Origin of the sequence: Pseudodesulfovibrio sp. 7M6 (genome assembly GCF_050058625.1) — a bacterium.
GTDB lineage: Bacteria > Desulfobacterota > Desulfovibrionia > Desulfovibrionales > Desulfovibrionaceae > Pseudodesulfovibrio > Pseudodesulfovibrio salinus.
In genome coordinates, this window is record NZ_CP188816.1 from 2,352,814 (window position 1) to 2,378,977 (window position 26,164).

Annotated in this window: 31 protein-coding genes; 17 read left to right on the forward strand and 14 right to left on the reverse strand. The window is 57.1% G+C overall.

Going from position 1 to position 26,164, the window contains the following annotated elements:
* From ACI0FG_RS11190 to ACI0FG_RS11215, 6 genes are all read right to left on the reverse strand, one after another.
* On the reverse strand, positions 1 to 1,014 hold the full coding sequence (locus ACI0FG_RS11190) for an HD-GYP domain-containing protein (protein ID WP_419785082.1): 1,014 nt from the start codon (positions 1,012 to 1,014) through the stop codon (positions 1 to 3).
* 159 nt (positions 1,015 to 1,173) lie between these two features.
* Complete coding sequence (locus ACI0FG_RS11195; protein ID WP_419785083.1) at positions 1,174 to 2,151, reverse strand: hypothetical protein; 978 nt, start codon at positions 2,149 to 2,151, stop codon at positions 1,174 to 1,176.
* A gap of 19 nt (positions 2,152 to 2,170) precedes the next feature.
* Positions 2,171 to 3,130, reverse strand: coding sequence for a tetratricopeptide repeat protein (locus tag ACI0FG_RS11200; protein WP_419788384.1), 960 nt, complete (start codon positions 3,128 to 3,130; stop codon positions 2,171 to 2,173).
* 78 nt (positions 3,131 to 3,208) lie between these two features.
* On the reverse strand, positions 3,209 to 3,970 hold the full coding sequence (locus tag ACI0FG_RS11205) for a hypothetical protein (protein WP_419785084.1): 762 nt from the start codon (positions 3,968 to 3,970) through the stop codon (positions 3,209 to 3,211).
* The gene (locus ACI0FG_RS11210) at positions 3,954 to 4,520 is read right to left on the reverse strand and encodes a hypothetical protein (RefSeq protein ID WP_419785085.1); all 567 of its coding nucleotides are present in this window, start codon (positions 4,518 to 4,520) and stop codon (positions 3,954 to 3,956) included. The genes ACI0FG_RS11205 and ACI0FG_RS11210 overlap by 17 nt, the downstream gene beginning before the upstream one ends.
* Positions 4,510 to 5,070 carry an RNA polymerase sigma factor gene (locus tag ACI0FG_RS11215; protein ID WP_419785086.1) on the reverse strand — a complete coding sequence of 187 codons (561 nt, stop codon included), beginning with the start codon at positions 5,068 to 5,070 and terminating at the stop codon, positions 4,510 to 4,512. The genes ACI0FG_RS11210 and ACI0FG_RS11215 overlap by 11 nt, the downstream gene beginning before the upstream one ends.
* Positions 5,071 to 5,215: 145 nt before the next feature.
* Here ACI0FG_RS11215 and ACI0FG_RS11220 point away from each other — a divergent pair, with 145 nt between their 5' ends.
* From ACI0FG_RS11220 to ACI0FG_RS11240, 5 genes are read left to right on the forward strand one after another with little or no spacing between them, the layout of a single operon-like run.
* The gene (locus ACI0FG_RS11220; protein WP_419785087.1) at positions 5,216 to 5,737 is read left to right on the forward strand and encodes a nitroreductase family protein; all 522 of its coding nucleotides are present in this window, start codon (positions 5,216 to 5,218) and stop codon (positions 5,735 to 5,737) included.
* A complete protein-coding gene (locus ACI0FG_RS11225; RefSeq protein ID WP_419785088.1) occupies positions 5,737 to 6,354 on the forward strand; it encodes an MBL fold metallo-hydrolase in 618 nt (205 codons plus the stop codon). The genes ACI0FG_RS11220 and ACI0FG_RS11225 overlap by 1 nt, the downstream gene beginning before the upstream one ends.
* A gap of 52 nt (positions 6,355 to 6,406) precedes the next feature.
* Positions 6,407 to 6,601, forward strand: a complete 195-nt coding sequence (locus ACI0FG_RS11230; protein WP_419785089.1) for a hypothetical protein — start codon at positions 6,407 to 6,409, stop codon at positions 6,599 to 6,601.
* Positions 6,598 to 7,203: a flavodoxin family protein gene (locus ACI0FG_RS11235; RefSeq protein ID WP_419785090.1), complete on the forward strand. Its 606-nt coding sequence runs from the start codon at positions 6,598 to 6,600 to the stop codon at positions 7,201 to 7,203. Before ACI0FG_RS11230 ends, ACI0FG_RS11235 begins: the two co-directional genes overlap by 4 nt.
* Before the next feature lie 6 nt (positions 7,204 to 7,209).
* Complete coding sequence (locus ACI0FG_RS11240) at positions 7,210 to 7,929, forward strand: ComF family protein (RefSeq protein ID WP_419785091.1); 720 nt, start codon at positions 7,210 to 7,212, stop codon at positions 7,927 to 7,929.
* On the opposite strand, the gene ACI0FG_RS11245 is transcribed toward ACI0FG_RS11240, so the two are convergent.
* Positions 7,926 to 8,342 (reverse strand): hypothetical protein, encoded by a 417-nt coding sequence (locus ACI0FG_RS11245; RefSeq protein WP_419785092.1) that lies wholly within the window; start codon positions 8,340 to 8,342, stop codon positions 7,926 to 7,928. The two genes, ACI0FG_RS11240 and ACI0FG_RS11245, sit on opposite strands and share 4 nt — an antisense overlap.
* Positions 8,343 to 8,491: 149 nt before the next feature.
* On the opposite strand from ACI0FG_RS11245, the gene rplU reads away from it, so the two are divergent.
* The 3 genes from rplU to ACI0FG_RS11260 all read left to right on the forward strand — a co-directional run bounded on the left by rplU (position 8,492) and on the right by ACI0FG_RS11260 (position 9,785).
* Complete coding sequence (rplU, locus tag ACI0FG_RS11250; RefSeq protein WP_419785093.1) at positions 8,492 to 8,803, forward strand: 50S ribosomal protein L21; 312 nt, start codon at positions 8,492 to 8,494, stop codon at positions 8,801 to 8,803.
* Between the two features lie 19 nt (positions 8,804 to 8,822).
* Positions 8,823 to 9,092, forward strand: coding sequence for a 50S ribosomal protein L27 (rpmA, locus tag ACI0FG_RS11255; protein ID WP_419785094.1), 270 nt, complete (start codon positions 8,823 to 8,825; stop codon positions 9,090 to 9,092).
* Positions 9,093 to 9,236: 144 nt separating this feature from the next.
* Complete coding sequence (locus ACI0FG_RS11260) at positions 9,237 to 9,785, forward strand: CDP-alcohol phosphatidyltransferase family protein (RefSeq protein ID WP_419785095.1); 549 nt, start codon at positions 9,237 to 9,239, stop codon at positions 9,783 to 9,785.
* On the opposite strand, the gene ACI0FG_RS11265 is transcribed toward ACI0FG_RS11260, so the two are convergent.
* Entirely contained in the window at positions 9,766 to 10,866 is a 1,101-nt protein-coding gene (locus tag ACI0FG_RS11265) for a hypothetical protein (RefSeq protein ID WP_419785096.1), read from the reverse strand. The two genes, ACI0FG_RS11260 and ACI0FG_RS11265, sit on opposite strands and share 20 nt — an antisense overlap.
* A gap of 20 nt (positions 10,867 to 10,886) precedes the next feature.
* Between ACI0FG_RS11265 and ACI0FG_RS11270 the strand changes: the two genes are divergently transcribed.
* A complete protein-coding gene (locus ACI0FG_RS11270; protein ID WP_419785097.1) occupies positions 10,887 to 11,546 on the forward strand; it encodes a class I SAM-dependent methyltransferase in 660 nt (219 codons plus the stop codon).
* A gap of 7 nt (positions 11,547 to 11,553) precedes the next feature.
* Here ACI0FG_RS11270 and ACI0FG_RS11275 read toward each other — a convergent pair whose 3' ends face one another.
* On the reverse strand, positions 11,554 to 12,471 hold the full coding sequence (locus tag ACI0FG_RS11275) for a tyrosine-type recombinase/integrase (protein ID WP_419785098.1): 918 nt from the start codon (positions 12,469 to 12,471) through the stop codon (positions 11,554 to 11,556).
* Positions 12,472 to 12,671: 200 nt separating this feature from the next.
* Between ACI0FG_RS11275 and obgE the strand changes: the two genes are divergently transcribed.
* Positions 12,672 to 13,712 carry a GTPase ObgE gene (obgE, locus tag ACI0FG_RS11280; protein ID WP_419785099.1) on the forward strand — a complete coding sequence of 347 codons (1,041 nt, stop codon included), beginning with the start codon at positions 12,672 to 12,674 and terminating at the stop codon, positions 13,710 to 13,712.
* Positions 13,713 to 13,826: 114 nt separating this feature from the next.
* Here the strand turns inward: obgE and ACI0FG_RS11285 are convergent, their stop codons facing one another.
* Positions 13,827 to 14,222: a carboxymuconolactone decarboxylase family protein gene (locus ACI0FG_RS11285; RefSeq protein WP_419785100.1), complete on the reverse strand. Its 396-nt coding sequence runs from the start codon at positions 14,220 to 14,222 to the stop codon at positions 13,827 to 13,829.
* A 74-nt stretch (positions 14,223 to 14,296) separates the two neighbouring features.
* Here ACI0FG_RS11285 and ACI0FG_RS11290 point away from each other — a divergent pair, with 74 nt between their 5' ends.
* Entirely contained in the window at positions 14,297 to 15,226 is a 930-nt protein-coding gene (locus ACI0FG_RS11290) for a LysR substrate-binding domain-containing protein (RefSeq protein ID WP_419785101.1), read from the forward strand.
* Here the strand turns inward: ACI0FG_RS11290 and ACI0FG_RS11295 are convergent.
* Entirely contained in the window at positions 15,223 to 16,902 is a 1,680-nt protein-coding gene (locus tag ACI0FG_RS11295; protein WP_419785102.1) for a hypothetical protein, read from the reverse strand. The genes ACI0FG_RS11290 and ACI0FG_RS11295 overlap by 4 nt on opposite strands.
* 293 nt (positions 16,903 to 17,195) lie before the next feature.
* Here ACI0FG_RS11295 and proB point away from each other — a divergent pair, with 293 nt between their 5' ends.
* The 6 genes from proB (at position 17,196) to ACI0FG_RS11325 (ending at position 22,315) form a co-directional block, all read left to right on the forward strand.
* Complete coding sequence (gene proB, locus ACI0FG_RS11300) at positions 17,196 to 18,356, forward strand: glutamate 5-kinase (RefSeq protein ID WP_419785103.1); 1,161 nt, start codon at positions 17,196 to 17,198, stop codon at positions 18,354 to 18,356.
* A 13-nt stretch (positions 18,357 to 18,369) separates the two neighbouring features.
* Positions 18,370 to 19,527 (forward strand): MFS transporter, encoded by a 1,158-nt coding sequence (locus tag ACI0FG_RS11305; RefSeq protein WP_419785104.1) that lies wholly within the window; start codon positions 18,370 to 18,372, stop codon positions 19,525 to 19,527.
* A gap of 12 nt (positions 19,528 to 19,539) precedes the next feature.
* Positions 19,540 to 20,517: a DUF1566 domain-containing protein gene (locus ACI0FG_RS11310; protein ID WP_419785105.1), complete on the forward strand. Its 978-nt coding sequence runs from the start codon at positions 19,540 to 19,542 to the stop codon at positions 20,515 to 20,517.
* Positions 20,518 to 20,538: 21 nt separating this feature from the next.
* A complete protein-coding gene (locus tag ACI0FG_RS11315; protein ID WP_419785106.1) occupies positions 20,539 to 20,685 on the forward strand; it encodes a hypothetical protein in 147 nt (48 codons plus the stop codon).
* 131 nt (positions 20,686 to 20,816) lie between these two features.
* A complete protein-coding gene (gene plsY, locus ACI0FG_RS11320; protein WP_419785107.1) occupies positions 20,817 to 21,404 on the forward strand; it encodes a glycerol-3-phosphate 1-O-acyltransferase PlsY in 588 nt (195 codons plus the stop codon).
* A 2-nt stretch (positions 21,405 to 21,406) separates the two neighbouring features.
* Positions 21,407 to 22,315, forward strand: a complete 909-nt coding sequence (locus tag ACI0FG_RS11325; RefSeq protein WP_419785108.1) for a cation diffusion facilitator family transporter — start codon at positions 21,407 to 21,409, stop codon at positions 22,313 to 22,315.
* Here ACI0FG_RS11325 and hflX read toward each other — a convergent pair.
* From hflX to ACI0FG_RS11340, 3 genes are all read right to left on the reverse strand, one after another.
* A complete protein-coding gene (hflX, locus tag ACI0FG_RS11330; RefSeq protein ID WP_419788385.1) occupies positions 22,304 to 23,896 on the reverse strand; it encodes a GTPase HflX in 1,593 nt (530 codons plus the stop codon). The genes ACI0FG_RS11325 and hflX overlap by 12 nt on opposite strands.
* 371 nt (positions 23,897 to 24,267) lie before the next feature.
* Positions 24,268 to 24,864, reverse strand: a complete 597-nt coding sequence (locus ACI0FG_RS11335; protein ID WP_419785109.1) for an IMP cyclohydrolase — start codon at positions 24,862 to 24,864, stop codon at positions 24,268 to 24,270.
* Positions 24,865 to 25,169: 305 nt separating this feature from the next.
* Entirely contained in the window at positions 25,170 to 25,733 is a 564-nt protein-coding gene (locus ACI0FG_RS11340) for a tetratricopeptide repeat protein (RefSeq protein WP_419785110.1), read from the reverse strand.
* Positions 25,734 to 26,164: the final 431 nt, after the last annotated feature.

The following is a 26,164-nucleotide window of genomic DNA, read 5'->3' on the forward strand; positions in this document are numbered from 1 at the left end:
CTACGCCGCATCCCCGATGTAGTCGCCCACCCCTTTTGTCACCAGCACCGCCAGCAGTTTCGCCAGCACGGGATCAAACCGCCCCCCATCCTGAAGCAAGGTAATGGCCGCTTCCTTGAGGTCCTTGGCCTTGCGGTACGGCCGGGCGCTGATCAGCGCGCTGAAGGCATCCGCCAGTCCGCACAACCTGCCCGGCAGGTTCAGGCTTTCCTTCATCACCCGGTTGGGATAGCCCGATCCGTCCACCCGCTCGTGATGCAGTGTCATGCATTGAATGACCGTGGGATCGCGCAGCCGGAGGCGATTGAGCTTGCTCAGTCCAGCCTCGATATGGTGCTCCACCGACGGCCGGTCATTGTGCAGCAACTTCCTCGGCTTATCCACGATGAACTTCGGCACGTTGGCCATGCCGAGGTCATGCAGGATAAGGCCCAGCGCCAGACTGACCAACGCGGCCTGCTCGTACCGCCCCTGCACCAGCATGGTGTACAGGGCCACCCCGACAAACATGGTGTTCACCGAATGCGTGGCCAGATCATATTCAGTATGCAGCGAGCGTACGAGATATTCCACACGTACCGGGTCCACCCACAGGTACTCCACCAGGATGGATAAATCCGTGGTCAGACTTTGCAACGGAGCCTCGGTGGGTTGCCCCAGAAATTCGTTCATCCGCTTCCACAGGGCAAGGTAGAATATCTCGGCCACTTCCTGGGGCGTGAAATCATCTTCGATGAGGACCAGACCTAGGTTCCGGCTCAAATGCTGCGCACAGACCCGGTAGTCCTCGCGGTGAAGAAAAAGCATCCCATGGTCGGCAAAATCGGCAACCTTCTTCTGCCGATCCCTGGACAACCGTTCCTTGGCCTTGTGATAGCGCCGCACCTGTCCCAGTTCCGGATCAAGCCGATAAAGCGCCACTGGCGGGCGAAATTTAGGAAAGCTTTCCAGGATGTTTGGGCTGATCTGAAGATAAACTTCCGTCAGTTTTTCGTTCTGGGATTGTGCGCACATACTACGACACATTATCTTTATTACCTTGTTTTGTGAAGATCACACGACTTTGGTAACTGTTACAAAACACTCGCCAAAGCAATCTGTCTCCCTTTGATGCCCACAAAAAAAGGCTCGCCTTATGGCGAGCCTTGCAGATAAATCAGACCATGCGAGGAATCAGCTCTTGCCGTGACCTCCACCATTTCCGCCGCCATTGCCGCCGCCGTTTCCGCCGCCGTTACCATTGCCGCCGCCATGGCCATTGCCATTGCCGTTTCCGCCACCATTGCCGTTTCCATTGCCGCGCCCACCGGACGACGACGAACTGGAGGCGGACGAGGAGCCCTTGGCTCCACTCTTGGCAGAACTGGATGCCCTGCTCAGACCTACAGCCTTGCTGCCCAAGCCACCGGACACACCGGGAGTCTTGGCAACACCTTCGCGCGTATTCCGGGCAGTGCTCTTTGCCAGTCCATTCGCAACCCCGGAGCGAGCCGCCGAAGCGACCGAACTCCTGGCCTGCGAGGTCGCTCCCTTGTTGGCAGCCTGCGCCCGGGCCTGATTCCTGTGGCCGAGTCCCAATGAACTTGGATGAACCCCAAGTTCATGAGCTATCTCGCCCCACCCCATACCTTCGTCGCGCATGGAGGCGATGGATGCCACATCCACCGAGGAGGCCGAGGCAACGGCTTCGTCCGCAGCGGTCCGGGCCGCAGTCAGCTCGGTCTGTGCAGCGGAAAGGGCCTCGGCAGCGGCCGCAACAGCCGCTTCATCGGCAGCCTCTTCCGCAGCAGCCAGATCAGCCTCTGCCGCAGCCACAGCGACTTCCGCTTCGGCTACGGCCGCTTCAGCAGCCCCAACCTCGGCAGCGGTTTCCTCAGCCGAGGCCTCGGCTGCGGCTGCGGCCAACGCTTCGGCGCGTGCAGCCTGTGCCGGATTGGAAAATGCGGATTCCGTTTCATCCGCCATGCCGTCCGCGGTACCCTCTGCCGTACCATCGGTGGTACCGTCAGTGGTCCCGGTATCCGTTGTAGCCGTGGTGCCGGTATCCGTGGTCCCCTCATCGGTCTGGGCATGTACACCGGAGACCGTCACTGCCGTAAAAAGGATCAGGCAGGCCAGTCCGGCCAATATATTTCTGAACACGTTCTTCATGTTAAAGCTCCTTGCCTACTCATCGCACTGCGGTGATGAACTGCACCGAATCATCCAGGGCAAAGCGCTTGCCGCCCATCTCGACGATTTCGGAACTGTCAAACCAACTTACCGGCAGCCTGGAGGCTTCCACCCTTCTTCCGGACAGGATGTAATGCCTGACCTCTAGGGCCATCGCCCTGGCTGCTTTCAGGTCACCCTTCTTGTAGGCGACGATATTGAGGACCAACGTCTTGTTCGTCTTCATCATCGCCTCAATGACGTGCAGGGACTCTTTGCTGTCCAGGGTCAATTCGCTTGACCACTTCTTGAACGCCATCGACTTCAGGGTGACATTGCGCCTGCCGATAATGAAGTTGCGATAGGAAAAATCCCCCAGCAGGTTGAGTCGTTCGGCAGCCTGCATGGCAAGACTGCCGTCGGGATAATCCTTCAGGAACGCCCTGAACTGCGCAACTTCCTCCTTCTTCCGTCCCAGGCCCCCCAGGGCTATAGCCCGATTGTAAAGGGCCTCGGGATTATATGGGTCCAGTTTCAGGACCGTGTCATACTGAGCCAGGGCCCTGGCCCAGTCCTTGTCGTCGGTATAGCCATGGCCGAGATACAGATGAGCCGAGATATGGCCGGGATCGAGCTTTATCGCCTTTTCGTAGCAGAGCCGTTCCTTGCCGTATTCCATGAGCGCCCAATAGGTGACGCCTTTCCAGAAGACATAGTCGGCATTGTCGGGGTCCATCACGATGGCCTTGTCGAACCAATCCATGGCCTTGGCCGGTTGCTCCATGGCCAGGTAGTAGCGGCCGATGTAGTAACGCGCATCCGCATCGTCCGGATGCTCCAGCAACCACTCATGCTGGGCCTCAACACCCTCTGTATACTGCCGTTTTTCCAGATAATAGGAACCGCTCTTGAGCGGCACCACACAACCGGCAATCGTCAGCAGCAATCCGAATGCCGCTGCCAGTCCAACGTGTCTCACCAAACAATCCTCCGCGTGCAGTTGGTCGTTGCTGCCATAATATACCGCCCGCAGGACGGCATGGTCACAAAATTCCAGCTATTGGTTATCCGAAACCCCGGAAAGGCTACGGCCGGTAAAGCCCAGACGCGTGACCACGCCGGTCACGGGCTCCCCGTTACGCAAGGCCTCCCTTGCAGCCCGGGCCACAGTGGGATCGTCCACGCCTCTGCTCCGGGCGGCAATGATTATACGAACCAGATAACGCCAGCCTTCGCTCAGGGACTTGCCGGCCCCACCTTGCCGGATGATATCCAGCGTCAGATCCACCGGAAAGCCAACCTGTCCCTGGTAGGAAACCATGGCAAGCCCGATCAGGAAATCCGCCTCTGGCTGTTTGCCGAACTCTTTCAGATAGCTGAGGAAGTCTGTTTTCGGCACTCCCGAATCAAGCCCCTCACCCAGGAGGCTGACGGCGTTCTTCGACGCTTCTCCCCTCTCCTTGAGCAACAGGTTCCGCGCGACAACCAGCAACACGGCACGTCGGGAAAGCACCGGGACGATGCGTTCGGGAGGAACGGACTTGGCCAATCCTTCCGCCAGCTTGTCCTCCAGGGGAGACGTGGGAAGCTTGTCCGCACAGACCTCCAGCAGAGGCACGAGCAGCTTCTCGACAACGGCCTGATCCACTTCGCCACGCGTCACACGCGCGGCCAGATCGTCCAGCAGGGTTCCGGACACGCCGCACTGCCGAACCGCTTCCGTAGCCGAGGCAAACGAGTCGTCGGCCAAAGCTGGCGCAGCAGCCAGGCAGGTCAGCAAGCCAGCTGCCAGAATGACCCCTTTACAACATCTGTTCATCGCCGCCACCGACATAAATAACGGAATTGACGTGACCGAAGCCGTCGCTGCGGCTCATCTGCGCATGAGGATCGGCAACAATGCGCTCGCCGTCCAAAACGAATACATATTCATATTCGCCTTCCGGGAGTTCCGCATCCAGCACCCAGGCTCCAGCCGCGGGATCGTAATGCATGACCGAGGTCGAATTCCAATTGTTGAAGGACCCCATGACCGCCACGGAATGCGCGGAACGGCGGGCGTCGTACAACACGAAACGGACAGGCGACAGGCCGTTGTAATCCGGCTGACGCCCTGCATCGGGCCACAGTGCCGCCACCAGGAGAATGACGGCCAAAGCCACCACCGGCACCGCCGTGACGGGCCGGAAGGTCACGGACCGGGGCCGGGTCAGCCACAGCCGGAACCGCCCCCAGCGGGAAACCTTCCTGGAAGGAAGATTCTCCATCACCCGCGCGGAAAAACCGTCGGGAACAGGCTGTTCCTCCATGTCGCGGACCGACTGCACAATCAGCTTGTCCAGAGTGGAAAAAGATTCATTATTCGGCATCGGACGCCTCCTCAAACTCCTTTCGAACCAGTTCCAATCCACGGCTGACGCGCATTTTTGCACCGCTCACCGTGATACCCAGGGCCTGGCCAATCTCCTTCATGGAAAAATCATGGCGAAAACGAAGGATCAGGGCTTCACGGTATTTCGGAGCCAGGGCCATGACCTTTTCAAAAGCACGTGCCCCGTCCATTCTCCGTGTCGCCGTCCGCTCCGCATCTTCGCCTCCGCCGTCTGTATTCATGACCGCCGGATCTTCCATGAAAATATGAAAATCCCGCCCATTTCTGCGCATCCAGTCGCGGGCCACATTCAACGCAAGGGCATATAGCCAAGGAAAGAACCGACCGCCGAGCCTGAACGTCTCCAGCCGCGTATAGGCGCGGACAAAGGCTTCCTGCGCCAGATCAGCCGCAATCTCGCAATCGCCGGTCTGGCGCAGCATAAGATTGTAGACCGGGCCCTGGTACCTTCGCACCAGGGTCTCGAAAGGCCTGGGGTCTCCCCCAAGGACCTCGCGGATCAGGCTCGATTCCGAATTCTCTGCCATCCTCTTTCCTTAACACCCCGCCCGGGCAGGGCCGACTCAACTGCAACACCATATACGACGGCCGGGACGGAACGGTCACACACACTTGCCGGTCCCCTTCCCATACGCTACATTGCAAGGCCACTCGTTCAAGGAGCTTAACACGATGCAGATCAATGACAATCCCGTTATCCAAGCCATGCTCGACCGTCGCTCCATCCGGAAATACACGGATGAGCCGGTCACCGACCAGCAACTGACCACCATTCTCGAAGCGGGCCGATGGGCACCCAGCGGCATGAACTATCAGCCATGGCGGTTCCTCGTCGTCAAAAAGAACGATCCCCGCACGGAAAAGCTGGGGGAATGCACCAAATATACGCACATCGTCCGGGGAGCGGCCGCCTGCATTGCCGTCCTGCTGGACAAGGACGTCATCTATTCCGAAATGAAGGATCACCAGGGAGTCGGCGCCTGCATCCAGAATATGCTGCTGGCCATCCATGCCCTGGGACTCGGCGCGGTCTGGCTCGGCCAGATCATCAACGACCAGGAAGCCGCCCTCGGGGCGCTTGCCCTGAGCCCGGGAAAATACGAGCTGGAGGCTGTCATCACTTTGGGGCACCCCGCGCAAAAGGGCTCCTCGGACCGCAAACCGCTCTCCGAACTCCTGCTGGAGGCATTGTAATGGAACTCAAGACCTTCCCCCTCGGACCGCTTCAGACCAACGGCTACATCCTGGCGAACGACAGCGAGGCCGTGGCCATCGACGCGGGCGGCGATCCCACCCCCATGCTCGACTATCTCAAGGAGAAAGGCCTTACCCTGAAGCACATCCTGCTCACCCATCTGCACTTCGACCACACCTACGGGGCCAATGCCTTGGCAAAGGCCACCGGAGCGCCCCTGCTCTGCGGGCCGGACAAGGAGCTGCTGGAGAACTGGCTGGGCAAAGGCGGGGACATGGGTCTGCCTCCGGTAGACGAGTATGACGCCACGGTCATCGAACCGGGCGAGCATACCTTTGCCGGATTCGCCTGCACGGTATTCCCCACGCCGGGACATTCCAGGGGCAGCCTGACCTTCTATTTTCCGGAGGCCAAGGCCGCGTTTGTGGGCGACCTCATCTTCTACAGGTCTGTCGGACGCACGGATTTCCCCGGCGGCGATACGGAAGTTCTGAAGCAGTCGGTGCGCGACCATATCTTCAGCCTGCCGCCGGAGACCACGCTCTATCCGGGACACGGTCCGGCAACCACGGCCGGAGACGAACATCTGCACAACCCGTACTTTCAGGGAGAATAGGATGGCTGAACCGATCCGCATCGACCTCCGCGACAAGTGCTGAGGCGTAGGCATGGAGGTAGGTTGGTACCTCCGCTTGGGTAAGACAGACCGGATTGAGGCGCTGGTTTCCCTCAAGGGGGAGCCGCAAGTGCTTCACGAGTCGTATATATTTCCGGACTGGGCTTTTGAATTCGAAAACCGGGGCGATCACGTCCGGGCCGTCATGACGCGCAAGGAGCCGCTCTTCGACCGGGAGGAACAATGACCGGAGCCGTGATATACGCAGGCAGCCACCGCAAGGGGGGCAACTCTGACAGGGCGGCCGCGCTCCTGGCCGAGGGGGTGCGCGACGCGGGCGGCGAGGCCGAAATCCTGTACCTGCGGGACTTCGAGACCCGACACTGTCTGGCCTGCGGCTATTGCGACAAACATACGGAACTCAGGGGACGGGACCGCTGCATCCTGGGCGGCAAAGATCAGGCCTGGGAGGCATTCGCCCCCCTGTTCACGGCTCCTACCGTGCTCATGGCCTCCCCCATCTACTTCTATCATCTGCCCTCGCGGCTCAAGACGTGGCTGGACCGAGGCCAACAGTTCTGGACCGCCCGGCAGACGAAGGAGCCCTGGATGGCCGAACTCCCGAAGCGCACGGTACACGCGGTGCTGTTGGCGGGGCAACCAACCGGGCAAAAGCTCTTTGACGGTGCCCGACTGACGCTCAAATACTTTTTCAACAACTTCAATCTGACGCTGGCCGATCCATTGACCCTGCGCGGACTGGACGAGCCGGGTGACCTCTCGGGCCAAAAGACGCTCGAAGAATCCGTAATCGAACTGGGCCGCACCGCTTGGCGCAAGGACGGCTGACCGCTCGTGCTTGCCCTGCTCCAAAACCTTGTCCGCAGGGCGGGACTGGATGCGAGCCGCTGCCCGGTCTGCGGCGCACTGACGCATGGCGCGGAAAAGCTCTGCTCCTGTTGCGAAGACCGCCTCGCCCTGCGCAACGGCGGCTATTGCCCTACTTGCGGCGAGATGTTCGGGGATGACGACGCGGTTCCGGCTGTTTGCCCGGAATGCCTGCACGCGCCGCCGCCGTGGGACCGGCTCGCTTTTTATGCACCCTATGCCGGAGTACTGCGAGACCTTATCCTGCATTTCAAATTCAACGGAGCCTACGGCAACGCGCGTCTGCTGGGCGAACTGGCCCGACAGGCGGCCGAGCTGCACCTGACCGAGCAAGCGGACGGAGTGATTCCGGTGCCCCTACACCGCCGCAGGCTGGCTTGGCGTGGATTCAATCAGTCATCGGAACTGGGCCGGGCCGTGGCAAAGGCCCTGGATATCCCCCTCTGGAACCACGCCCTGACGCGCACCCGATACACCCAGCCGCAAACAACGCTGGATCGGAACGAACGGCAACAAAACATCAAAAACGCGTTTGCGGCTCGCAATGAGATAATTGACGGCAAACGGATTCTGCTGGTGGACGACGTCTACACAACCGGGGCGACCCTGCGCGAATGCGCCCGCACCCTGCGTCGGGCCGGAGCAACCAGTGTGGACGTTCTGGTCCTGGCCAGGACGCAGCACTAATCGTCCAGCAGCTTCACATCCCAGTGAAAGGCCACACCATCGAACCCACCACTGGGGGTAAACTTTTTCTCGAAGGATATGGGGCGGGCCGGACCTTTGCAAGGCAAGGGGAAGGACAGGCTGTCGGCAACCGTCACATCCCGCAGCAGGTCCACGCTGAGGACGATGAAATCCACGGACCGGTTCACGGGAACCCCTTTGGGCGTGGCCGTACCACGCAAAAGGCACTCCCCGGACGGATCGAGTTGAAATTCGTAGATCAAATCCATATCCTGGGTCTTCATCTCATCCCCACAGGGAAAAGACTGGCAGCGCATGACAAGCGACTCATCGTCAACATGGCGGGTTTCGTGCGGCGTACAACCGGCGGCCAGAAGGAACAGAAGCAGCAATGACGGCAGAATCTTTGACATTTAATCCCCCCTTGTTCGTAGCCATGTATCAAAGAGAATGTCCGTTGGCAAAAAAAGACAAAAAAATGTCAAAAAACCAGAATCCAGGCTTGACTTACCGGCCCTGTTGCGGCTAGGTTGCCTCCTCTTACGAATTGGAGGTTTGCACTATGTTTGCTATCGTCGAGACTGGCGGAAAACAGTACCGCGTTGAAGAAGGTCTTGAATTTAATGTAGATTTGATCCAGGCTGAAGCTGGAGACACGCTGAGCATCGACTCCGTGTTGCTGGTGGACAACGACGGTGACACCAAGATCGGCGAGCCCGTTGTTGAGGGCGCCTCGGTGGAATGCGAAGTTCTGGGCCACATCCGCGACAAGAAGGTCGTGGTCTTTCACAAGCTGTCCAAGAAGGACGCTCGCAAGACTCAGGGCCATCGTCAGGATTACACGCAACTCAAGGTCAAATCCATCAAGGCCTAATGCCTGAAGGGAGGATAAAATGGCTCACAAGAAAGCTGGTGGTAGTTCCAGAAACGGCCGTGACAGTGCCGGGCAACGGCGTGGCGTAAAGCGTTTCGGCGGACAGGAAGTCCTCGCCGGAAACATTCTCGTCCGCCAGGTAGGCTCCAGTTTCCACGCCGGTGAAGGCGTTGGAACTGGCAAGGACTACACTCTGTTCGCCCTGCGCGACGGTGTCGTCAAGTATGAGAAGTACACCCGCAACAAGGTCGTCAAGACCCGCGTGCACGTACTTCCGGCCGAAGCCTAGTACTTTTACTTTTCATCCGCCTTTCAAACGGGGAGGAGTTCTTTAGAACTCCTCCCCGTTTTTTTTGTTGCTATAGCGTTATTAGTTTGTTAGCGAATTATCTATATAGTGAGCCATGACACCATTAATAGATAACTGAGAATTATGATTACCGCGAGAAACATTGCTGATGCCTTATCTGTTAGCCGGGTGGTTTTAGCCTTTTGTTTTTTATGGTTTTCACAACTTGGTTTAGATTATTTCTGGCATTCGGTGTGGATACTTCTTGTTGCCCAACTTACTGATCACGCTGACGGATATATCGCGCGACGGTATTCAGTTCCGACCCTAACGGGCTATATGCTCGACAGCTTGGGGGATAAAGTCTTCTATATTGCAGTAGTCATTGTTTTCAATGCACAGGGCATTTTCGGAATGATGTTGGCTTGGGCATTGGTAAGTAGGGAAATAGTTTTATACATTCTTCGAATTTGCAATGTGGAAAAAACTAGAAAGGTCAAAAGCATTCATATCTATTCTCGCCTGCATGGGCTGTTTATACGGGTCTCATTTGGGTTCGCCATGATTTCCTTATTCCACATATACAAATTAATGCCTGATGACACGTATCAGTTATGGGCTGATATAACCGGATGGCTAGCTGTCACTTTTGGAGTATGGGGGATTTACAAATTTATGAAGTTAACAGACTAAGTTGTAAAATTTTAGCAACAGCATCTATCTTCATTATTTTTTCTATTTGAAAACCAAAAGATATAACGAAAGCTACAAGTTTTGTTCCGTGAATTATATGTTTTGAATAGCGGCTGAATGGTTTATATCCCACTTCGTTGAGGCAGTACCTGTATATTTCAAAATGAAAATGAGGCTTTGCCTCCTGCAGTCCGTATTTGTACACTTCTAGCACTTTTTCTCTGGCAATTTTCAGCGACTGCGATGAATTATATAATATCAAGCTGTTTCCCAAGAAAAGAGTACATGTTAGAAGTACATAAATAAAAAGTTGCTCCAATGTAATCTCTTTAGAGATAAAAACTACAGAAGAAACTTCAATGTAGCAAATGGAGATCATAAAATTAAAATATATTTGTGCATCGCCAATAAAAGAATATCCACCGCATTTGTCATTATGCAACAAATCGAAGTCCAGTACTCCCTGGGAATCCATTTCCCTGATGATTGTCACTATAGTCAGTGTCGAGCAAATTGTAGCGAAGGCAAAAAAAGGGAATATAAGTATCCAGGAAAGGAATAGATGAATTCTGGTGCAGTAGAATCCGTATTTGTATTGATAGGCATCAAAAGTCAGGCGACCCCATTGGTTAACCGTATTCCCCGAAATATGATGGATCATGTTGGAAAACCAAAAGAGAGCACCCACCAGAAGAAAACCTATGTACAGGTATTTCATAGGTGTCTGGAAAGTTATATTTGATTTAAATAGTGCTAGTCTTTCTTCAACTATACGCTTTTGCAATTTTGTAAGTTGAAGTCTGTCGTTAAAAAGATGTATTATATCGATGTATTTTTTCAACCAATACAGTAAAAAAACGTCGCCGACCAAAAAAGTAAAAATTGCGTAATGACGAAGTAAGCCAATGCCATTTTCAATATGAAAGGTCCCATCTTGGTAAGCAGAAAAAAGCAAAAGTCCCAACTCAGTCAGTGAGAGAACGGCACCCCCAAAAAGTAATGAAATAGTACCACTGGAGAGGAAACGGTCAACCAGAAATCGTCCGGGTTCACGAATTATGGTCCTACTACTTTCTCGCATGCCTTATCCGAGTAATTAAAATGAAGAAGTACAATATAAAAAACATCGATGACCAAGCCTATTCACAGGCCTATGCCACTTTGGAGCGTAGTTTTCTGTTCAGAATTGGCTTCGCACTAAAATATCGATACATACTACCTGTTTTAAAAACCGTTTCTCGAGATAAATCTGTTGTCGACATCGGGTGTGCTCATGGATTGTTTTTAAACTATTTAGCGAGAAACGGGTTTAGCCGACTTTTTGGGATGGACTTGAAAAATGAACTTTACGATCATGTTGCCTCAGCGCCTCAAATTGCATTCATTGAGCAAAGTATTTTACATCCAGACGTTCAAAAAGGTGGGCCCTTTGATGTCTTACATATATCGGGAGTGCTCCATCACCTTCCTCCAGATAAACTCTGTTCGGTTCCAAAAATTATGGCGAACATACTGACTCGGGATGGAAAGCTCTTTATATATGAACCAAACAGGTTCTCACGAATTGGAAGCCTCTTCTATGATAGAATTTTACCTTTGGCTCTGCCTTTACTGCATAGACTCTCGGCACAGGAGCTCCAAATTCAACACGCTTTTAGTTTAAAAATGCCATCCTTCATGGCAGAATTTAAAGAATATTTTGATATCCTATCATATTCTGACAAATGGTTTTACTACTCCATCATTGCAAAGAAGAGATAATTCTCAGTTATCCAACACCTCCTGTTTCAAGGTCTCTCCGGGGGTGGACTCCGGCTATGGCTTTGCGTTGGCAGGCCTCGTTGACGTGGGCGTAGATTTCGGTGACGCCGATGGAGCTGTGGCCGAGGAGAACCTGGATGTTTCGGATGTCCACGCCGTTGCCGAGGAGCATGGTGGCTACGGTGTGGCGGAACATGTGGGGGGTGACGTGTTTGCCGGCGGCGCCCTGGGCGGCATAGCGAGTGAGAAAACAGCGAACCTGCTGGTCGGAGATGTTGAACATGCTATCGGATGCGGGATCGGTGTATTCGAGATGCTTGGTAAGGGCGGCAATGACCTCCTCGCCGCAAAGGGGGACGATGCGTTCCCGGCGGCCTTTGCCGGTAATTCGGACTGTCCGGGCTTCCAGGTCCACGTCCGCGCGCTCTAAGGCACAGAGCTCGCCCACCCGCATTCCTGTGGCAAAAAGCAGTTCGAGCACGGCAATGTCTCGAACAGAACGGATATACGCCGGACTGCCCAGCCTCGTCCCCACCTTGCCCAGATATGCCGCACGGAAAATGCCCTGAATGGTCTCCAGACTCAACGTGCGGGGCAATTCCTTGGCTCGGTCCACCTTGATCCGCAACTTGCGGAACGGATTGGACGCAATCTGCTCCTCGTATTCCATATAGGAAAAAAAAGCCTTCAAGGTTGCTATCTTGCGTTTGATGCTGCGTGGCCGATACGAGTCGTATAACCCTTTCAGGTACCCCCGGATCACATCCTTGCCAATAGCCGTGACATCCGCTTTTTCCGGCTTTCCGAGGTATTCGACAAATTGCCGCAAATCGGTCCGGTAGGCTTTCAGCGTCTTTTCCGTGAGGTTCTTTTCATATTGACAATAAAACAAAAACAGGCCAATCGATTCGATCGTCGTGCGCATACCCTTTCCTTTTCGCCCATCCTGCATAGTGAATTCTATACAACTGCTTGATTTTATTAATTTTGTTTTGTAACTGCCCCAGCGTCAAGGAAAGGGTTTCATTTTAGTGGGGCCTCGGGTTGTACGCCGCACCTTAAACATATAAGATACGTCGTCCCATGGCGGCCAAACAACCGCCCGAAGGACGGAGGTAATAATTCATGCGATTTGTAGACGAAGCGATCATCACAGTGCGTTCCGGCAACGGCGGCAATGGCTGCGCCAGCCTGCTGCGGGCTGCGAACATGCCCAAGGGCGGCCCGGACGGCGGAGACGGCGGACGCGGAGGCGATGTCATATTCCGCGCCGACAACAGTCTGGTGACGCTTTACGACTTCCGTCTGCATCGCCACTATTATGCCAAAAACGGCCAGCCCGGCATGGGCAAGGACCGATATGGCAAGGCTGCCGACCCCTTGTATGTGAACCTGCCCGTGGGCACGTTGGTATATGAGGTGACCGAAAACGAGGATGGCACCACCGAGGAAAAACTCATTGCCGACCTGGTCAAGAACGGCACCGAAATGGTCATCTGCTCAGGCGGCGACGGCGGGCGGGGCAACCTGCACTTCAAGTCCTCGGTCAACCGCACTCCCCGCTATGCGGAGCCCGGTTTTCCCGGTGAGGAGAAACGCATTCGCCTGGAGCTGAAGGTCCTGGCCGATGTCGGTCTGCTCGGTCTGCCCAGCGCGGGCAAGTCCACATTCATCTCCAAGGTATCCGCCGCCCGGCCCAAGATCGCCGCCTACCCGTTCACCACGCTGGTGCCGAACCTCGGCGTCATCGAAAACGACGACTTCAAGCGGATGGTCATTGCCGATATCCCAGGCCTGATCGAAGGTGCCAGCGAAGGCCGCGGCCTGGGCATCACCTTCCTCAAGCACGTGGAACGCACCCGCTTTCTGGTTCACATCCTGGCCGTGGAAGACCTGAACCGCGAGGACCCGCTGGACGGCTACACCATGCTCGATCAGGAACTGGCCGCCTATAGCCCGGAGCTTTCACAAAAGCAGCAGATCAAGGTCATCAACAAAATCGACACCCTTTCCCCTGAGGAATTGGACGATCTCAAGGCCCAGGTCGCGGCTTCCGGGCAAGAGGTCTACTTCATTTCCGCCATGACCGGCGAAGGCGTGAATGCCCTGCTCGACGCCATGTGGCGGCAGCTGCATGCGATGGAAAAGGAACTGGCTGAAGAGTAACTCGCCTCAACTCGTCAGCGGCACTGCCCGTATGACTTTTTCCCTGAATGAAAACGCCCCGGGACCTTCTGGTCCCGGGGCGTTTTACCTATTAAATCCTGAGGGAAAATCCCCTTACTTGTCCGCATTTCCGTCTTTATCCCGCTCAGCAAACACTTCCTTGGCCGCAAAGAGCGCATTCAGCGCTGCCGGGAATCCGGCATAAACCGTCAGCTGGATACAGGTCTCCACGATCTCGGCGCGGGTCCAGCCAACATTGAGCGCGCCATGCAGATGCACTTTGAGCTGCGGCTGGCAATGCCCCAGGGCTGCCAGGGCCGAGATGGTTACCAGTTCCCGCTCCTTGAGGGAAAGGCCGGGGCGGGTATAAACATCCCCAAAGGGGAACTCGATCATGAGCCGCGAAAGGTCAGGCGCGATATCGACCAGCGCCGCCACAACCTTGTCGCCCTGTTCCGCATCCACCTCGCGCAGCTTTTCCATACCTCGTTCGTATCGTTCGTTGTCCATGACAACCTCCTTTTTTTCGATACGGTGCTCGCGCGAGTTAAATCCGTCCAATATATCTTTTCAGCATATGTGATATGATTTACATATCACATATGCACAGCAGACAATTGGAATATTTTATGGCCGTGGCCGAGGAACTGCACTTCCGCAAGGCAGCCGAGAGGCTGCACATGACCCAGCCGCCGCTTTCGCAACAGATAGCGGCCCTGGAGGAAGAACTGGGAGTACGTCTTTTTGTGCGCGACAGGCGCAAGGTGGAACTGACAGAAGCCGGGAAATCGCTGCTGGCCGATGCCCGCATCATTCTGGCGAACATGGATGCCGCTGAACGGCGCGCAAGGGATATCGGGACCGGCAAGACAGGCAGGCTGGCGATAGGCTTTGTCGGTCCGGCCATCGACGGCCCCCTGCCGGAGGACATCCGTAAATTTCGCGAAGCCCATCCCGGCGTAACGTTGGACCTGCACGAGGCGACCACGCCGGACCAATTGGAACGCTTGCGCCATGGAATGCTGGATGCGGGCGTGGTACGGTTGCTGGGGCACGATACATCAGGACTGACGTGCCGGGTCTATCATCGTGAGCGATACGTGCTGGCGGTTCCGGCGGACGATCCTATGGCCGGGCACCCTTCGGTATCCATACGGGACCTAGATGACCGGCCGCTCATCATGGCGCCGCGCAGGTTGAATCCCGCCTTGTTCGACGCCTGGGCCGCCGCCTTTGCCGAGGCGGACGCAAAAATGCATGTGGTACAGGAAGTGACAACCAAACATACCTCGGTCGCCCTGGTGGCCGCCGGACACGGACTCTCGCCGGTTCCCGCATCCACGGCGGGTACTGGACGCAGCGGCGTGGCGTTTGTCCCGCTGAGGGGCACTCTCCCCTCACTGGAGATTCATCTCGTGTTTCGAGAACCAACGCATTCCGTGGCATTGGACAACTTCGTATCGATTCTATGCCACCGGGACGGCACAACGAGTGATCAAACCGCCGACGTCTAGTTCTCCCACATACTCAGGTAGTCCAGATTGACGCGATGGGCTTCACTGCGCGAGATATCCTCTTGATTCATGTCCCGCACGTCGTCCATAAAGTCGTCCAGGGTAATCCGAAGTTCGTCGCCCATTCCTCGCGACGCGCCTCGCGGATCACGGTCGACAACGTCCACTCCACCGAAGACCTGGAAGGCGGTTGTGACTTCCTTGCCCTGCGGGCCCTGCGTCATGGTGGCGTCGGTCACGACCCGGTCCGGGTGCTTCGTGCTCTGCTCGATGCTCTCCCGCGCCTTGGTCGTCTGTCGATTAACAACCTTTCCACCCTCATATTCCTCGTGCTCGTGCGAGGTCTCCCGCAATACTCTGGGGGCCTCGTTTTCCGTCAGACCACGAGCGGTGCGGAACATGATGGCCCGTTCCCGTTGCAGGAAGGTTGTTTCCCTGGCCGATTCACTGTCCCTCTGCCGTTGGACAAGCTCTCCGTCACTGTAGATTTCATCGGTCCAATCCACGGAATAAGGACCCTTGATCCCGTACTTGCCTATGTCCTCGGTGTCGCTGTAGTCGCCAGTGGCCGCATGACGCATGATGCCTTCCATGAAATAATCCGCCTCGGAGCTGCTCTTGCCCGCCCCCGCAGCCAGCAACTCAACGGCTGATTGCGGGTTTTCACCGAGATATTCCTCGGACGAGAGGCCAAGAGCTTCCAACACGGAGGGGCGATCCCGCAACGAGACTTCAGGAGTTTCCCACTGCGTCATGGAGCCGCGACTCCGCTTGACCAGTTCCCCGCCGCTGTACCAGGACACAGCAAGCGACTGCTGCTGCTTACCGTCCTTGCTCAGCTTGGAATTGTCCTTCTGCTCATCGTTGAAAACGGCATCACGCACAAGATTCCCATCTTTATCATAGTCCCGAATGGACATTTTGAGGCCGGTATCGTGCTCGATTTCATCAGTAGTACGGGCAGCCATGCTCCCATTATCGTCATAGGACCGATTGGAGAACTGCGTGTACTTGCCCTTAAACTCCACAGATGTTTGCCGGACAGTGCGGCCGTTCTCGCCAAGCTTTCTGACCTCGGCATAATAGTTGGCTACATGCTTTTCCAACGTTGTATCGACATTGAACTCGTCCACGGTTTCGGAGACCTTTTGGGCGGCATCGCCCAGCAAACTCCGCAACTGCTTTCCCGTGGTGGCCCCATTCGCAGCGCTGTTCCAAGAGCTGAGCTGCATGGAATCCTGCATGTCGCCTTTCAAAACACCTGCATCGAACCACTGAACGCTGCGCTGCATCCGTGCGGAGGTCCAGCCGTTCTTTCCCCTGAGTTCCTCGATTTCGGTATGAATGGTCTGGGCAAGCTTGCCCGTCTTGTCATAAAATTCTGTATCCAGTGAGGCCCCACCCTCATAGAGGGTCCCCTTCACCGACTTGACCAGTCGGTCCCCCTCATATTCCATGATTTCCATCTTGTCGCCGTCAATGGCGACAACCTGCTTGTTGCCGTTCTTCAGAGTGAATGTTCCTTCCTGCATACCGGAACTCATCCACCACCGAGATCGGGGGTTGGCGGCCTGCGCCTCCTCGTGACTTTTGCGAATCTCCGCCTGATTCGCCATTTCGATCTCGAAGGAGCACGGCTTTGCCGAGAGCAGCAACGCCTCTTCGCTGAAATCCACGACGTCCCCGCTCAACGCAGCGGAGGTCTCCCGTGTCTCAGTTGAAGGAGTCGAGGACTTGAACTGAGGCTGAAGTGCAGCACCATTTACCGGATTTATCATGATCAACTCCAACAGCGTTGAATCGTCAGAGGACAACACTATGTTTTACAATATTAAAAGCTCTATCGGATTCCCATCGATTTTCTTTATACTTCTTTAGTTTCAAAAATAAGAAAATTGCACTCGCTCCTGCCGAACGGCCCCGACTCTCGCCTTGCCAGCGGACCGGCTGTTGCTGTACGTTCGCCCGCATGACGAAAACCAATGTGGACAGAAAACCGCTGCTGAAGGATGTTCAGCGCGTCATCATAAAAGTTGGAAGCGCTGTGCTGACCACTGCCGAGGGGTTGAACCCGTCGGCCATCGAACGGCTGGCGGACCAGATTTCAACGCTTTCCGACCGATCCATCGACGTGATCCTGGTCACTTCCGGGGCTGTGGCAGCGGGACGCCAACGCATCTGCGAGCGTATCCGACAGTGCAGCAAGGATTACTCGGACATGGCCTCCCGCCAGGCCGCCTCGGCCGTTGGCCAGGGACGGCTGATGCATGACTATGACGAAGCATTCGCCCGCCACGGCAAGGTGACGGCCCAGGTTCTGCTCACCCGCATCGGGCTCAAGGCCAGGGAGCGTTTCCTCAACGCCAGAAACACCCTGGAACGATTGCTGGAATGGGGCGTGGTCCCCATCATCAACGAGAACGACACCGTCTCCACCCACGAACTCGAATTCGGCGACAACGACACCCTCGGCGCCATGTGCATCGGCCTGACCGGGGCGGACCTGTTCATCAACCTGACCAGCGCCGACGGCGTGTTCGACAGGAATCCGGATCTCCATTCCGACGCCAAGCCCATCCCGATCATCGACAATATTGCGGACCTGGACCTGGAATCCATGTGCGACGGCAAGACCAATGTCGGCAGCGGCGGCATGTACTCCAAGCTACGCGCGGCCAAGCGGGCGGCCCAGCTCGGCGTACCCACCCTCATTGTTTCGGGCCGGGGCGAATTCAATCTGCTCGCCGCGCTGAACGGAGCCGAATGCGGCACTCTGGTGCTGGCTTCGGAGCAGCACGTATCGAGCAAGAAATTCTGGCTCGCCTATCATGACGATCCCGCAGGCACCCTGGTCGTGGATCAGGGCGCGGCAAAGGCGCTCGTCAGCCATGGCAAATCCCTGCTCCCCATCGGCATCCGCGAAGTCTCCGGCACCTTTGAACGGGGAGCCCTCGTCTTCATCAGGAACCTGGAGGGAGATCAGCTGGGTGTTGGCGTAACCAACTATTCTTCCAAGGAATTGATCCGCATCAAAGGCAAACGCACCGATGATATGGACGGCATTCTCGATCCGGTTGACTGCGACGTGGCCGTGCATCGGGACAACATGCTGCTCGACGCGGCCATCTAACCGGAATCCTATTTTGCGACGTCTTTATTTCGACAAAAATCTGCAATTCGTCTTTGGCGTGACGCTGATGGCGGTGCTCGGTGTATCCAGCATCGTCCCGGCCCTGCCCGGCATCATGGCAGGACTGCACATCAGCGCGGTCCATATCGGCTTGGTCATTTCGGCCTTCACTCTGCCCGGCGTCCTGTTTTCCCCGATCATGGGCATTCTGGCCGACCGATACGGACGCCGCGTCGTCCTGGTCCCGTCCCTGTTCGTGTTCGGCGGATTCGGCTTCGCCTGTTTCTTTGCCCACACCGTACACCAGCTGTTGGTGCTCCGCTTTTTTCAGGGCATCGGCGCGAGCCCGCTGGGAGTGCTCTACGGCACTATCATCGGCGACCTCTACCAAGGACGCGAGCGCGGGCAGGCCATGGGGTACAACGCCAGCGTCCTGGCCATGGGAACGGCCCTGTACCCGGCCTTCGGCGGCGTACTCGGCATATTGGGCTGGAACTACCCCTTCCTGATGCCGCTCCTGGCCATTCCCCTCGGCGTGGCCATTATCTTTTATATGGACATCCCCAGCCCGGACCGGGAGGGGTCGTTCATGGAATACCTGAAGGGCGCACTCTCCCGTATGCGCAGCAGGCAAGCCCTCAGCCTCTTCGCCACCACGCTTATCACCTTCGTCGTTCTTTACGGACCGATCATCACCTATCTGCCCATTTTGCTGGATTCCAAATTCCACGCCTCCGCTCCCATGATCGGGGTCGTCTATCTCATCGCCTCGGGCTTTACGGGGGTCGCATCGTTCCAGCTGGGATTTCTGGCCGAACGGTTCGGCCAACGCACTCTGCTCATGACCGCCTCGATTTTCTACGGCCTGTCCATGATACTGACGCCCATGGCGCCCAGCATCTGGTATGTCATTCCGGCGGTCATGTGCTTCGGCCTGGCCCAGGGGCTGAACATCCCCACGGTCATGACCATGCTGACGGCCATTGCCCCCATGGAACAGCGCGGCGCGTTCATGGCGGCCAACGGCTTTCTGCTCCGGCTGGCGCAAACCATAGCCCCGCTGCTCATGGGCGGCCTCTTCGCCCTGTTCGGCATGAAGTCGGTGTACGCCGGTGGGCTGGTCTGTGCCGCGCTCCTCTTCTGTCTGGCCTTTTTCTGCCACAAAAAATAAACATTCCCCGCCATGTCCAGACACATTCTCTCCAGCGGACAACGCTTTTGCGCAGATATATCCGGCACGCGCATCGAATGTGCGGGTACGGGACAGGACGCCGAGACAACTCCCGGCGTCGTTTCCGGAGCCGACCGATTCCGAATCGATGGCGAAACAGTGCTCGATACAGCCACGGGCCTGATGTGGCTGCGCGATGCCAATGCTCCCGGTTTTCCCATTGCCTGGCAGGAGGCGTTCGACACCATCGACAATATGAACGCTTCGGAACTTGCGGGCTATGGGGACTGGCGTTTGCCAGACCGACGCGAGTTGTTCAGTCTCGTGTCCTTTGACACGCACACCCCGGCCCTGCCCGAGGACCATCCCTTCGAAAACGTTTTTTCCGGCTGGTACTGGACCTCCACAACATCGGCCATGCACCCTGCCCAGGCATGGCACGTCCACCTCATGGGGGGCCGCATGTTCTGGGGCACCAAGACCGGCTACGAACTGGTCTGGCCCGTGCGCGGCATCAGCGAGGTGCTGCCAGCCGTCAATCCGGGCAGCCCGCTCGGCGTGCCGTGGACCGAAACACGATTCCGGGCCGAAGGAGATATTGTACTTGATCTGCTGACCGGCCTGACCTGGACCAGATCCGCCGATATGGCGGACGGCCCCACGGGATGGGACGGAGCCTTTGCCGCCGTAAACCGGTTGAACAGTGAACGCCATGCAGGCCTTGCCGACTGGCGGGTCCCCACCATTCGGGAGCTGGAATCGCTGACCGATGCCACGGCCCACTCACCGGCCCTGTGCCCAGGCCATCCCTTTACCGACACGCGTGAGGCCTACTGGTCGTCCACCAACAGCGCCTACGAACCGGACTGGGCCATGTGCTACTACCTCCACAAAGGCGCTATAGGCGTGGGCTACAAGCAGGACAAGGGATTCCACGTCTGGGCGGTGGCGGACTCCGCCCCTAATCCGAATCCGGCAACAGACCGATAAGGCAGACAAGAGGGCACCATCATGAAAGGATTTCGCTGCCGACTGCAACACCACCTGAACCCGCTGCATGTCTATTGCAGACTGCGCACGCTGGGTGTTGATCAGCGCACAGCCAAGATGGTCTCCGCCTGCTACGAAAAGATCGTCTACCGGTTCGTTCTCGCCTGAGCCGAATCAAGCGGCGAACCATTGCGCCCGGCCCGAAACTTCCATCCCCGCACCGCTCCACGCTTTTCCTTCCATTCCCTGCATAAAAACGGTACAAGGCCGAAAGCAATATCGTCTATCAGGAGATACGCATGTCTGTGATCATATGGTCCATAGTCGCCTACATCCTCGGTTCCATCCCCTTCGGGCTGGTGGTGGCCAAACTGTTGTGCAACACTGACCCGCGCACCAGCGGCAGCAAGAATACCGGAGCCACCAACGTGGCCCGTCTCTGCGGTACCAAGTACGGCGTCCTGACCCTCGTCCTCGACTTGGGCAAGGGATTCCTCCCTGTGCTGCTGGCCGGAGCCTGGACAGGACACGGCATCGGCCTGAGCATAGTGCTACTGGCGGCCATCCTGGGCCACGTCTTTTCCTGCTTCATGAACCTGAAGGGCGGCAAGGCCGTGGCCACCACCATCGGCGCGTTCCTGGCCGTCTCACCCTGGGGCACCATCTTTTCGGCAGCCCTCTGCCTGATCGTCATCGCCCTGTCCGGTCATGTCTCCATGGGGTCGCTGACCCTGGCCCTGGCCCTGCCCGTGTTCATGTTCCTTACCGGTAACTTCGCCTTTGTGCCCGCTGCCCTGGTGGTCATGATCCTGCTCTTCTGGCGGCATCGCGAGAACATTCATCGCCTGGCCCGTGGCGAGGAGAACCCCTGGCTCAAGAAGGGATAGCCATGGCAGCAGACTCCCCCCGCCGCTACGCCGTCTACTCCGTGGCGGCGTCGGTGATCACCCTGGTGCTCAAGTTCAGTGCCTGGTACGCCACCGGATCGGTGGGGCTGCTTTCCGATGCCCTGGAGTCCATCGTCAACCTGACCGCAGGCGTTCTCGCCCTCACGGCCATCACCATAGCCATGCGTCCGGCGGACGCGGTCCACAGCTACGGCCACGGCAAGGCCGAATATTTCTCCAGCGGCATAGAAGGCGTGCTGATCATCCTGGCCGCCCTCGGCATCGGGCACGCCGCCATTCAGCGCTTCATGAGCCCTGCCGAGCTGCATCATCTCGGCCCTGGCCTGGCTCTGGCTCTGCTTTCGTCCATCATAAACTACACCACAGCCAAGATCATGCTGCGCGCGGCCCGGCGGTTCGATTCCATTACCCTGGAGGCGGACGCCCGCCACCTGCTCACCGATGTCTGGACTTCTGTCGGGTTGGTGGTCGGACTCTCATTTCTGCTCTTTGCGCCCCAGTGGAAAATCCTGGACCCGACCATTGCCATCTTCATGGCCATCAATATCGTGTTCACCGGCGTTGGGCTGGTCCGCCGCTCCGTTAACGGCCTCATGGACGACGCCCTGCCGGAATGTGAGTTGGAAGCCATCGAAAAAGCCATCAACCGCCATAGCGACATGGGGGTGACCTACCACCACCTGCGCACCCGCAAGTCCGGCCCCATGCGCTTCATCGATTTTCATCTGCTGGTGCCGGGCGCAACCACGGTGCAGGCCGCCCACGATCTGTGCGAGGTCATTGAAACGGAAATAGAGGAAAGCCTGCCCCGCGCCGAGGTGACCATTCACGTGGAGCCCTTGGAATGCGCCGCCTCGTATCGCAAAGTGGAAGACGGATCAGCCGACTGACGAATCGAAGGGCAGCCGGTCCAGAACAGTCTCGACCAGCGGCTCCAGCGACTCGCGATTCACGGCAACGGCCGAAATCCCTTCCGGGAAAATATTCCGCAAGGTCTCACGCGCTTCGGCGTCCAGCCGGTCCCACTTGTTGAGCGCCAGTAGCGAAGGAATGGTATCCAGCTCCATCTCGGACAGAATGGTCCGCACTGCCATCACCTGCTCTTCCACCTCGGGGTGGGAGGCATCACAGACCAAAATCAGCAGGTCGGCCGACTCCAGTTCCTCCAGCGTGGCCCGAAAGGCCTCCTTGAGGTCCGGCGGCAACCGGCGGATGAATCCGACCGTATCGGTCAACACCACCTCCCGCTCGCGCGGGAAACGGATGCGGCGGCTGGTGGGGTCCAGAGTGGCGAAGAGCTTGTCTTCGGCCAGGACCTCGGAACGGGTCAGGGTATTCAGCAGGGTGGATTTGCCCGCGTTGGTGTAGCCCACCAGGGAGACGATGGGCAGCCCGGCCTTGGCCCGGCGCTCGCGGGTCTGGGTCCGCCGCTTGCGCACGGCGTCCAGTTCCTTCTTGAGCCGGGTCAGTCGGTCGTTGGCCCGGCGACGGTCGATTTCCAGCTTGGTCTCGCCGGGGCCTCGGCCGCCGATGCCGCCCATGAGTCGGGACATTGCCCGGTTTTTTCCCACCAGACGGGGCAGCGCATACTTAAGCTGCGCCATCTCCACCTGCAACTTGCCCGACCGGCTGGTGGCGTGCTGGGCAAAAATATCCAAAATGAGCTGGGTGCGGTCCAGAATTTTCCGTTCGGTGATTTCGGCAAGGTTTCGGCTCTGGGTGGGCGAAAGCTCCTGATCGAAAAGAATGACCGAGGCATTGGCCTGCAACGCCCGCACTTCCAATTCGGCCAGCTTGCCCTTGCCCATGATGAACCGCGGATTGACCTGACGCACGCGCTGAATGAGTGTTCCGGCCGCAGTCAGTCCGGCAGTATCCGCCAGTTCGGCAAGTTCCTCCAGAGATCGCTCCTGCACTGGCTTCGGCGTCACATCCACGCTGACCAGCAAAGCCCGGTTCTCGGCCGACTCCAGCTCCTTGCCGTTCGCCTGCCGTCCGAACTCGTCTTCCAGGGCCTGGACAATGGTGCCGAGATCAAGCTCCATGCGGTCCCAACGCACCGGGGAAAAGACTTCATAGCTCCGCTCCTCGGGATTGGGAGGCAGCAGGTGCGCAGTCTGGGCCGTCACCGGAAATCCGCCCGCCACATTCAGGACGGTGACTGAATCGAGCCGCAGAAACACCATATCCATGAGGTCTTCCTGCGAAAGGGCTTCTTCACCCAGGTGGGTGTGCAGCAACCGCAGGCCGCGCAACCGGCCGGTGGCCATGCGCGAACGGGGCAGCTCCGGAATGTAGATGGCCCGGTTGTCGCCCACCAGGACCATGGCAACCTTGCCCTGCCTGTCGATAAGCAGGGCCAACTGCCGCCCGGTCTCGGCGGAAAGTTCCGCCAACTCGCGTGCCTGATCCAGGGCGTAATTCCCATTGGCCGGAAACTGACGCTGATACAGCCGGGACAACCGATTGATCTGATTGGGCTTGAGCCCCTGAAGGTTGCCCTTTGGTTTCTGTGCTATGACCTTGCTCCTTTTGGACCGTTGAAAAACGGCGATCTGCGGTGTTGCTTCGGGGATTTACCGCCCCCGCGTACCGAAAGTACACTTGGCCTTGCATCCCCCTCACGCGGTGCGCCTTGGACCGTGGGAGATTTATAGGAAAAAGGCAAGCGCCATAAGAGCACCTGCCTTTCTTCTTTGTCACTGTGAGGCTTTCGAGAGTGGGTCGGATGCTAGGCGCCGGGTGCAAATTGACCGCAGACGTAGCAGCGCTACGTCGAGGATCAATTTACGCCCGGGAACGACGCAGACGGCCCGCTATCGGAAGCCGGGGCGAAACCGCCCTACGCGTCGTTCTCGCTGAGATATTTGGTGATCATGGCGTCGTATTCGCTGGTCAGCTTGAAGGTCAGCGTGGCCATCTCCTTGCGGAACGCCAGCGAGATGCCGCCATTCTGCGCTATCTCCTCCTGCACCTGCCCATAGTACTTGGGATCGGGCACCACACAGATGGAGTGAAAGTTCTTGGCCGAGGCGCGCAGCATGGTCGGCCCGCCGATGTCGATCTGCTCGACGGCGGCCTTGAGGTCCAGCCCCTTGGCCACGGCATCGGCGAAGTTGTAAAGATTGACACAGATAAGGTCGAACGGCTCGATGCCGAAGTCCCGCAACGTTTCCATGTGGCCATCGTCGTCCTTGTCCGCCAGGATGCCGCCATGAATGTTCGGATGCAGCGTCTTTACACGACCGCCAAGGATTTCGGGGAAATCCGTGACATCGCTCACCGAGGTCACGGGCAGTCCCGCTTCGGACAACATTTTCTTGGTGCCTCCGGTAGAGACCAGCTCGCAATCCTGATCAACCAGAAAACGTCCAAACTCAGCCAGACCGGTCTTGTCCGTAACGGACAGGATTGCCCGTTTGACAGGTAAAAGTTCCATGAAAGCCCCCCTACTTTGAAGCTCTTGTTTGAGAGGCTCTGCCAGATTTGACGGACAAAGGCAAGCGAACCCGCTATGCATTGGGCATACGTATTCAACCTTCTGGAATCATAGAGAAAGGCAATAGTCACGCATTCCAGGCAGGAAGCGTGTGGATAAGGGCGCAAGGAGAGGGCCTCCCGCGGCTTTGCGGACGTCTCGAAATCGTCCCTCCAGAGCACGGTAGACCGTGCGGAAGGCTGATTTCCCGCCCCATCCCGCCAAAGCAGGCGGAGCGGGAAATCAACGGGGAGGGGAGACCGCAGTTAGGACTGAATCGCTTCGAGCATTTCCTTGGCGGCTTCGAAATTGGGATCCAGCTCGATAAGCTTGTCGAGTTGTTCCCGCGCCGCGTCGTTCTGCTCCATGCAGACGAAGCAACCGGCCAGGGAGTAGCGAACTTCGCTCTTGGCCGGATTGATCTCCAGGTAGTCCCGCAGATACGGGATGATGTCCGCAACGCGATCCAGCTCATGCCCGAGCTTAATCAGGCTGAAGAGGGCCACCATGTTCTCAGGGTTCATCTTGAGCGCTTCGACGAACATGGCATAGGCGTTTTCCTTCTCACCATTCTCCAGCCGGATGAGCGCGATGCCGGAAAGACTCTTGTCGCTCGGTTCGACCTTGTGCGCCTTCTCATACATTGTCAGGGCACTGTTCAGATCGCCACGTTGTACCGCGACGGTAGCCAGACCGAGATACGGGTCGGGATGCACTCCGTTGGAACTGACGGCCTTTTTGTAATACTCTTCGGCCTTGTCCAGTTCACCCATGAACAGATAGCATTCACCGAGTTCCTTGTTGATTTCGTAATCCAGATGACCACTCATTGTTCCCCTCCATTTCTCCTTTACCCGGAAATCCGGGTGCCAAATATATCGGGCCGCGGTTGACCCGCACTTCTCTTTAGCAACACATGTGCCAATTGATGCTTTTGGGTTGTAAAACACAAGCCAAATAAGCACAACATGCTAAAATATAAAAAATTTATTTAAAACGATCATACAGGGACAATTCTGCCGCCCTGTTTTCCAGCCCCTACGTGTCCACCTTCAGGATTCCGGCCTCCAGCGATCAAACTCATTACCTATATATAAAAGACACAGCCAGATTCTCGACGCCCTTCGCTTAGTGTTTTATGCCTTTTGCGTTTAAATACAGTTAGTTATGCAATTGGAACGCTAGTTGCTTAGTTCCGAACAAATCAGGCGGCAAAAAATGCCTGCCGATTAATCAGAGAAAGCCATTTGGCAGGAGGAAC

Bases quoted from the DNA above. Each gene is read 5' to 3' on its own strand.
- ACI0FG_RS11195 (WP_419785083.1), bottom strand. From the start codon at position 2,151: ATGAAGAACGTGTTCAGAAATATATTGGCCGGACTGGCCTGCCTGATC.
- ACI0FG_RS11205 (WP_419785084.1), bottom strand. From the start codon at position 3,970: ATGAACAGATGTTGTAAAGGGGTCATTCTGGCAGCTGGCTTGCTGACC.
- ACI0FG_RS11230 (WP_419785089.1), top strand. From the start codon at position 6,407: ATGGAGGTAGGTTGGTACCTCCGCTTGGGTAAGACAGACCGGATTGAG.
- ACI0FG_RS11260 (WP_419785095.1), top strand. From the start codon at position 9,237: ATGATTACCGCGAGAAACATTGCTGATGCCTTATCTGTTAGCCGGGTG.
- ACI0FG_RS11310 (WP_419785105.1), top strand. From the start codon at position 19,540: ATGTCCAGACACATTCTCTCCAGCGGACAACGCTTTTGCGCAGATATA.
- ACI0FG_RS11225 (WP_419785088.1), top strand. From the start codon at position 5,737: ATGGAACTCAAGACCTTCCCCCTCGGACCGCTTCAGACCAACGGCTAC.
- ACI0FG_RS11190 (WP_419785082.1), bottom strand. From the start codon at position 1,014: ATGTGCGCACAATCCCAGAACGAAAAACTGACGGAAGTTTATCTTCAG.
- obgE (WP_419785099.1), top strand. From the start codon at position 12,672: ATGCGATTTGTAGACGAAGCGATCATCACAGTGCGTTCCGGCAACGGC.
- ACI0FG_RS11315 (WP_419785106.1), top strand. From the start codon at position 20,539: ATGAAAGGATTTCGCTGCCGACTGCAACACCACCTGAACCCGCTGCAT.
- ACI0FG_RS11220 (WP_419785087.1), top strand. From the start codon at position 5,216: ATGCAGATCAATGACAATCCCGTTATCCAAGCCATGCTCGACCGTCGC.
- ACI0FG_RS11285 (WP_419785100.1), bottom strand. From the start codon at position 14,222: ATGGACAACGAACGATACGAACGAGGTATGGAAAAGCTGCGCGAGGTG.
- rplU (WP_419785093.1), top strand. From the start codon at position 8,492: ATGTTTGCTATCGTCGAGACTGGCGGAAAACAGTACCGCGTTGAAGAA.
- plsY (WP_419785107.1), top strand. From the start codon at position 20,817: ATGTCTGTGATCATATGGTCCATAGTCGCCTACATCCTCGGTTCCATC.
- ACI0FG_RS11210 (WP_419785085.1), bottom strand. From the start codon at position 4,520: ATGCCGAATAATGAATCTTTTTCCACTCTGGACAAGCTGATTGTGCAG.
- ACI0FG_RS11270 (WP_419785097.1), top strand. From the start codon at position 10,887: ATGAAGAAGTACAATATAAAAAACATCGATGACCAAGCCTATTCACAG.
- ACI0FG_RS11325 (WP_419785108.1), top strand. From the start codon at position 21,407: ATGGCAGCAGACTCCCCCCGCCGCTACGCCGTCTACTCCGTGGCGGCG.
- ACI0FG_RS11235 (WP_419785090.1), top strand. From the start codon at position 6,598: ATGACCGGAGCCGTGATATACGCAGGCAGCCACCGCAAGGGGGGCAAC.
- ACI0FG_RS11275 (WP_419785098.1), bottom strand. From the start codon at position 12,471: ATGCGCACGACGATCGAATCGATTGGCCTGTTTTTGTTTTATTGTCAA.
- ACI0FG_RS11290 (WP_419785101.1), top strand. From the start codon at position 14,297: ATGATTTACATATCACATATGCACAGCAGACAATTGGAATATTTTATG.
- ACI0FG_RS11215 (WP_419785086.1), bottom strand. From the start codon at position 5,070: ATGGCAGAGAATTCGGAATCGAGCCTGATCCGCGAGGTCCTTGGGGGA.
- ACI0FG_RS11265 (WP_419785096.1), bottom strand. From the start codon at position 10,866: ATGCGAGAAAGTAGTAGGACCATAATTCGTGAACCCGGACGATTTCTG.
- ACI0FG_RS11335 (WP_419785109.1), bottom strand. From the start codon at position 24,864: ATGGAACTTTTACCTGTCAAACGGGCAATCCTGTCCGTTACGGACAAG.
- rpmA (WP_419785094.1), top strand. From the start codon at position 8,823: ATGGCTCACAAGAAAGCTGGTGGTAGTTCCAGAAACGGCCGTGACAGT.
- proB (WP_419785103.1), top strand. From the start codon at position 17,196: ATGACGAAAACCAATGTGGACAGAAAACCGCTGCTGAAGGATGTTCAG.
- ACI0FG_RS11245 (WP_419785092.1), bottom strand. From the start codon at position 8,342: ATGTCAAAGATTCTGCCGTCATTGCTGCTTCTGTTCCTTCTGGCCGCC.
- ACI0FG_RS11340 (WP_419785110.1), bottom strand. From the start codon at position 25,733: ATGAGTGGTCATCTGGATTACGAAATCAACAAGGAACTCGGTGAATGC.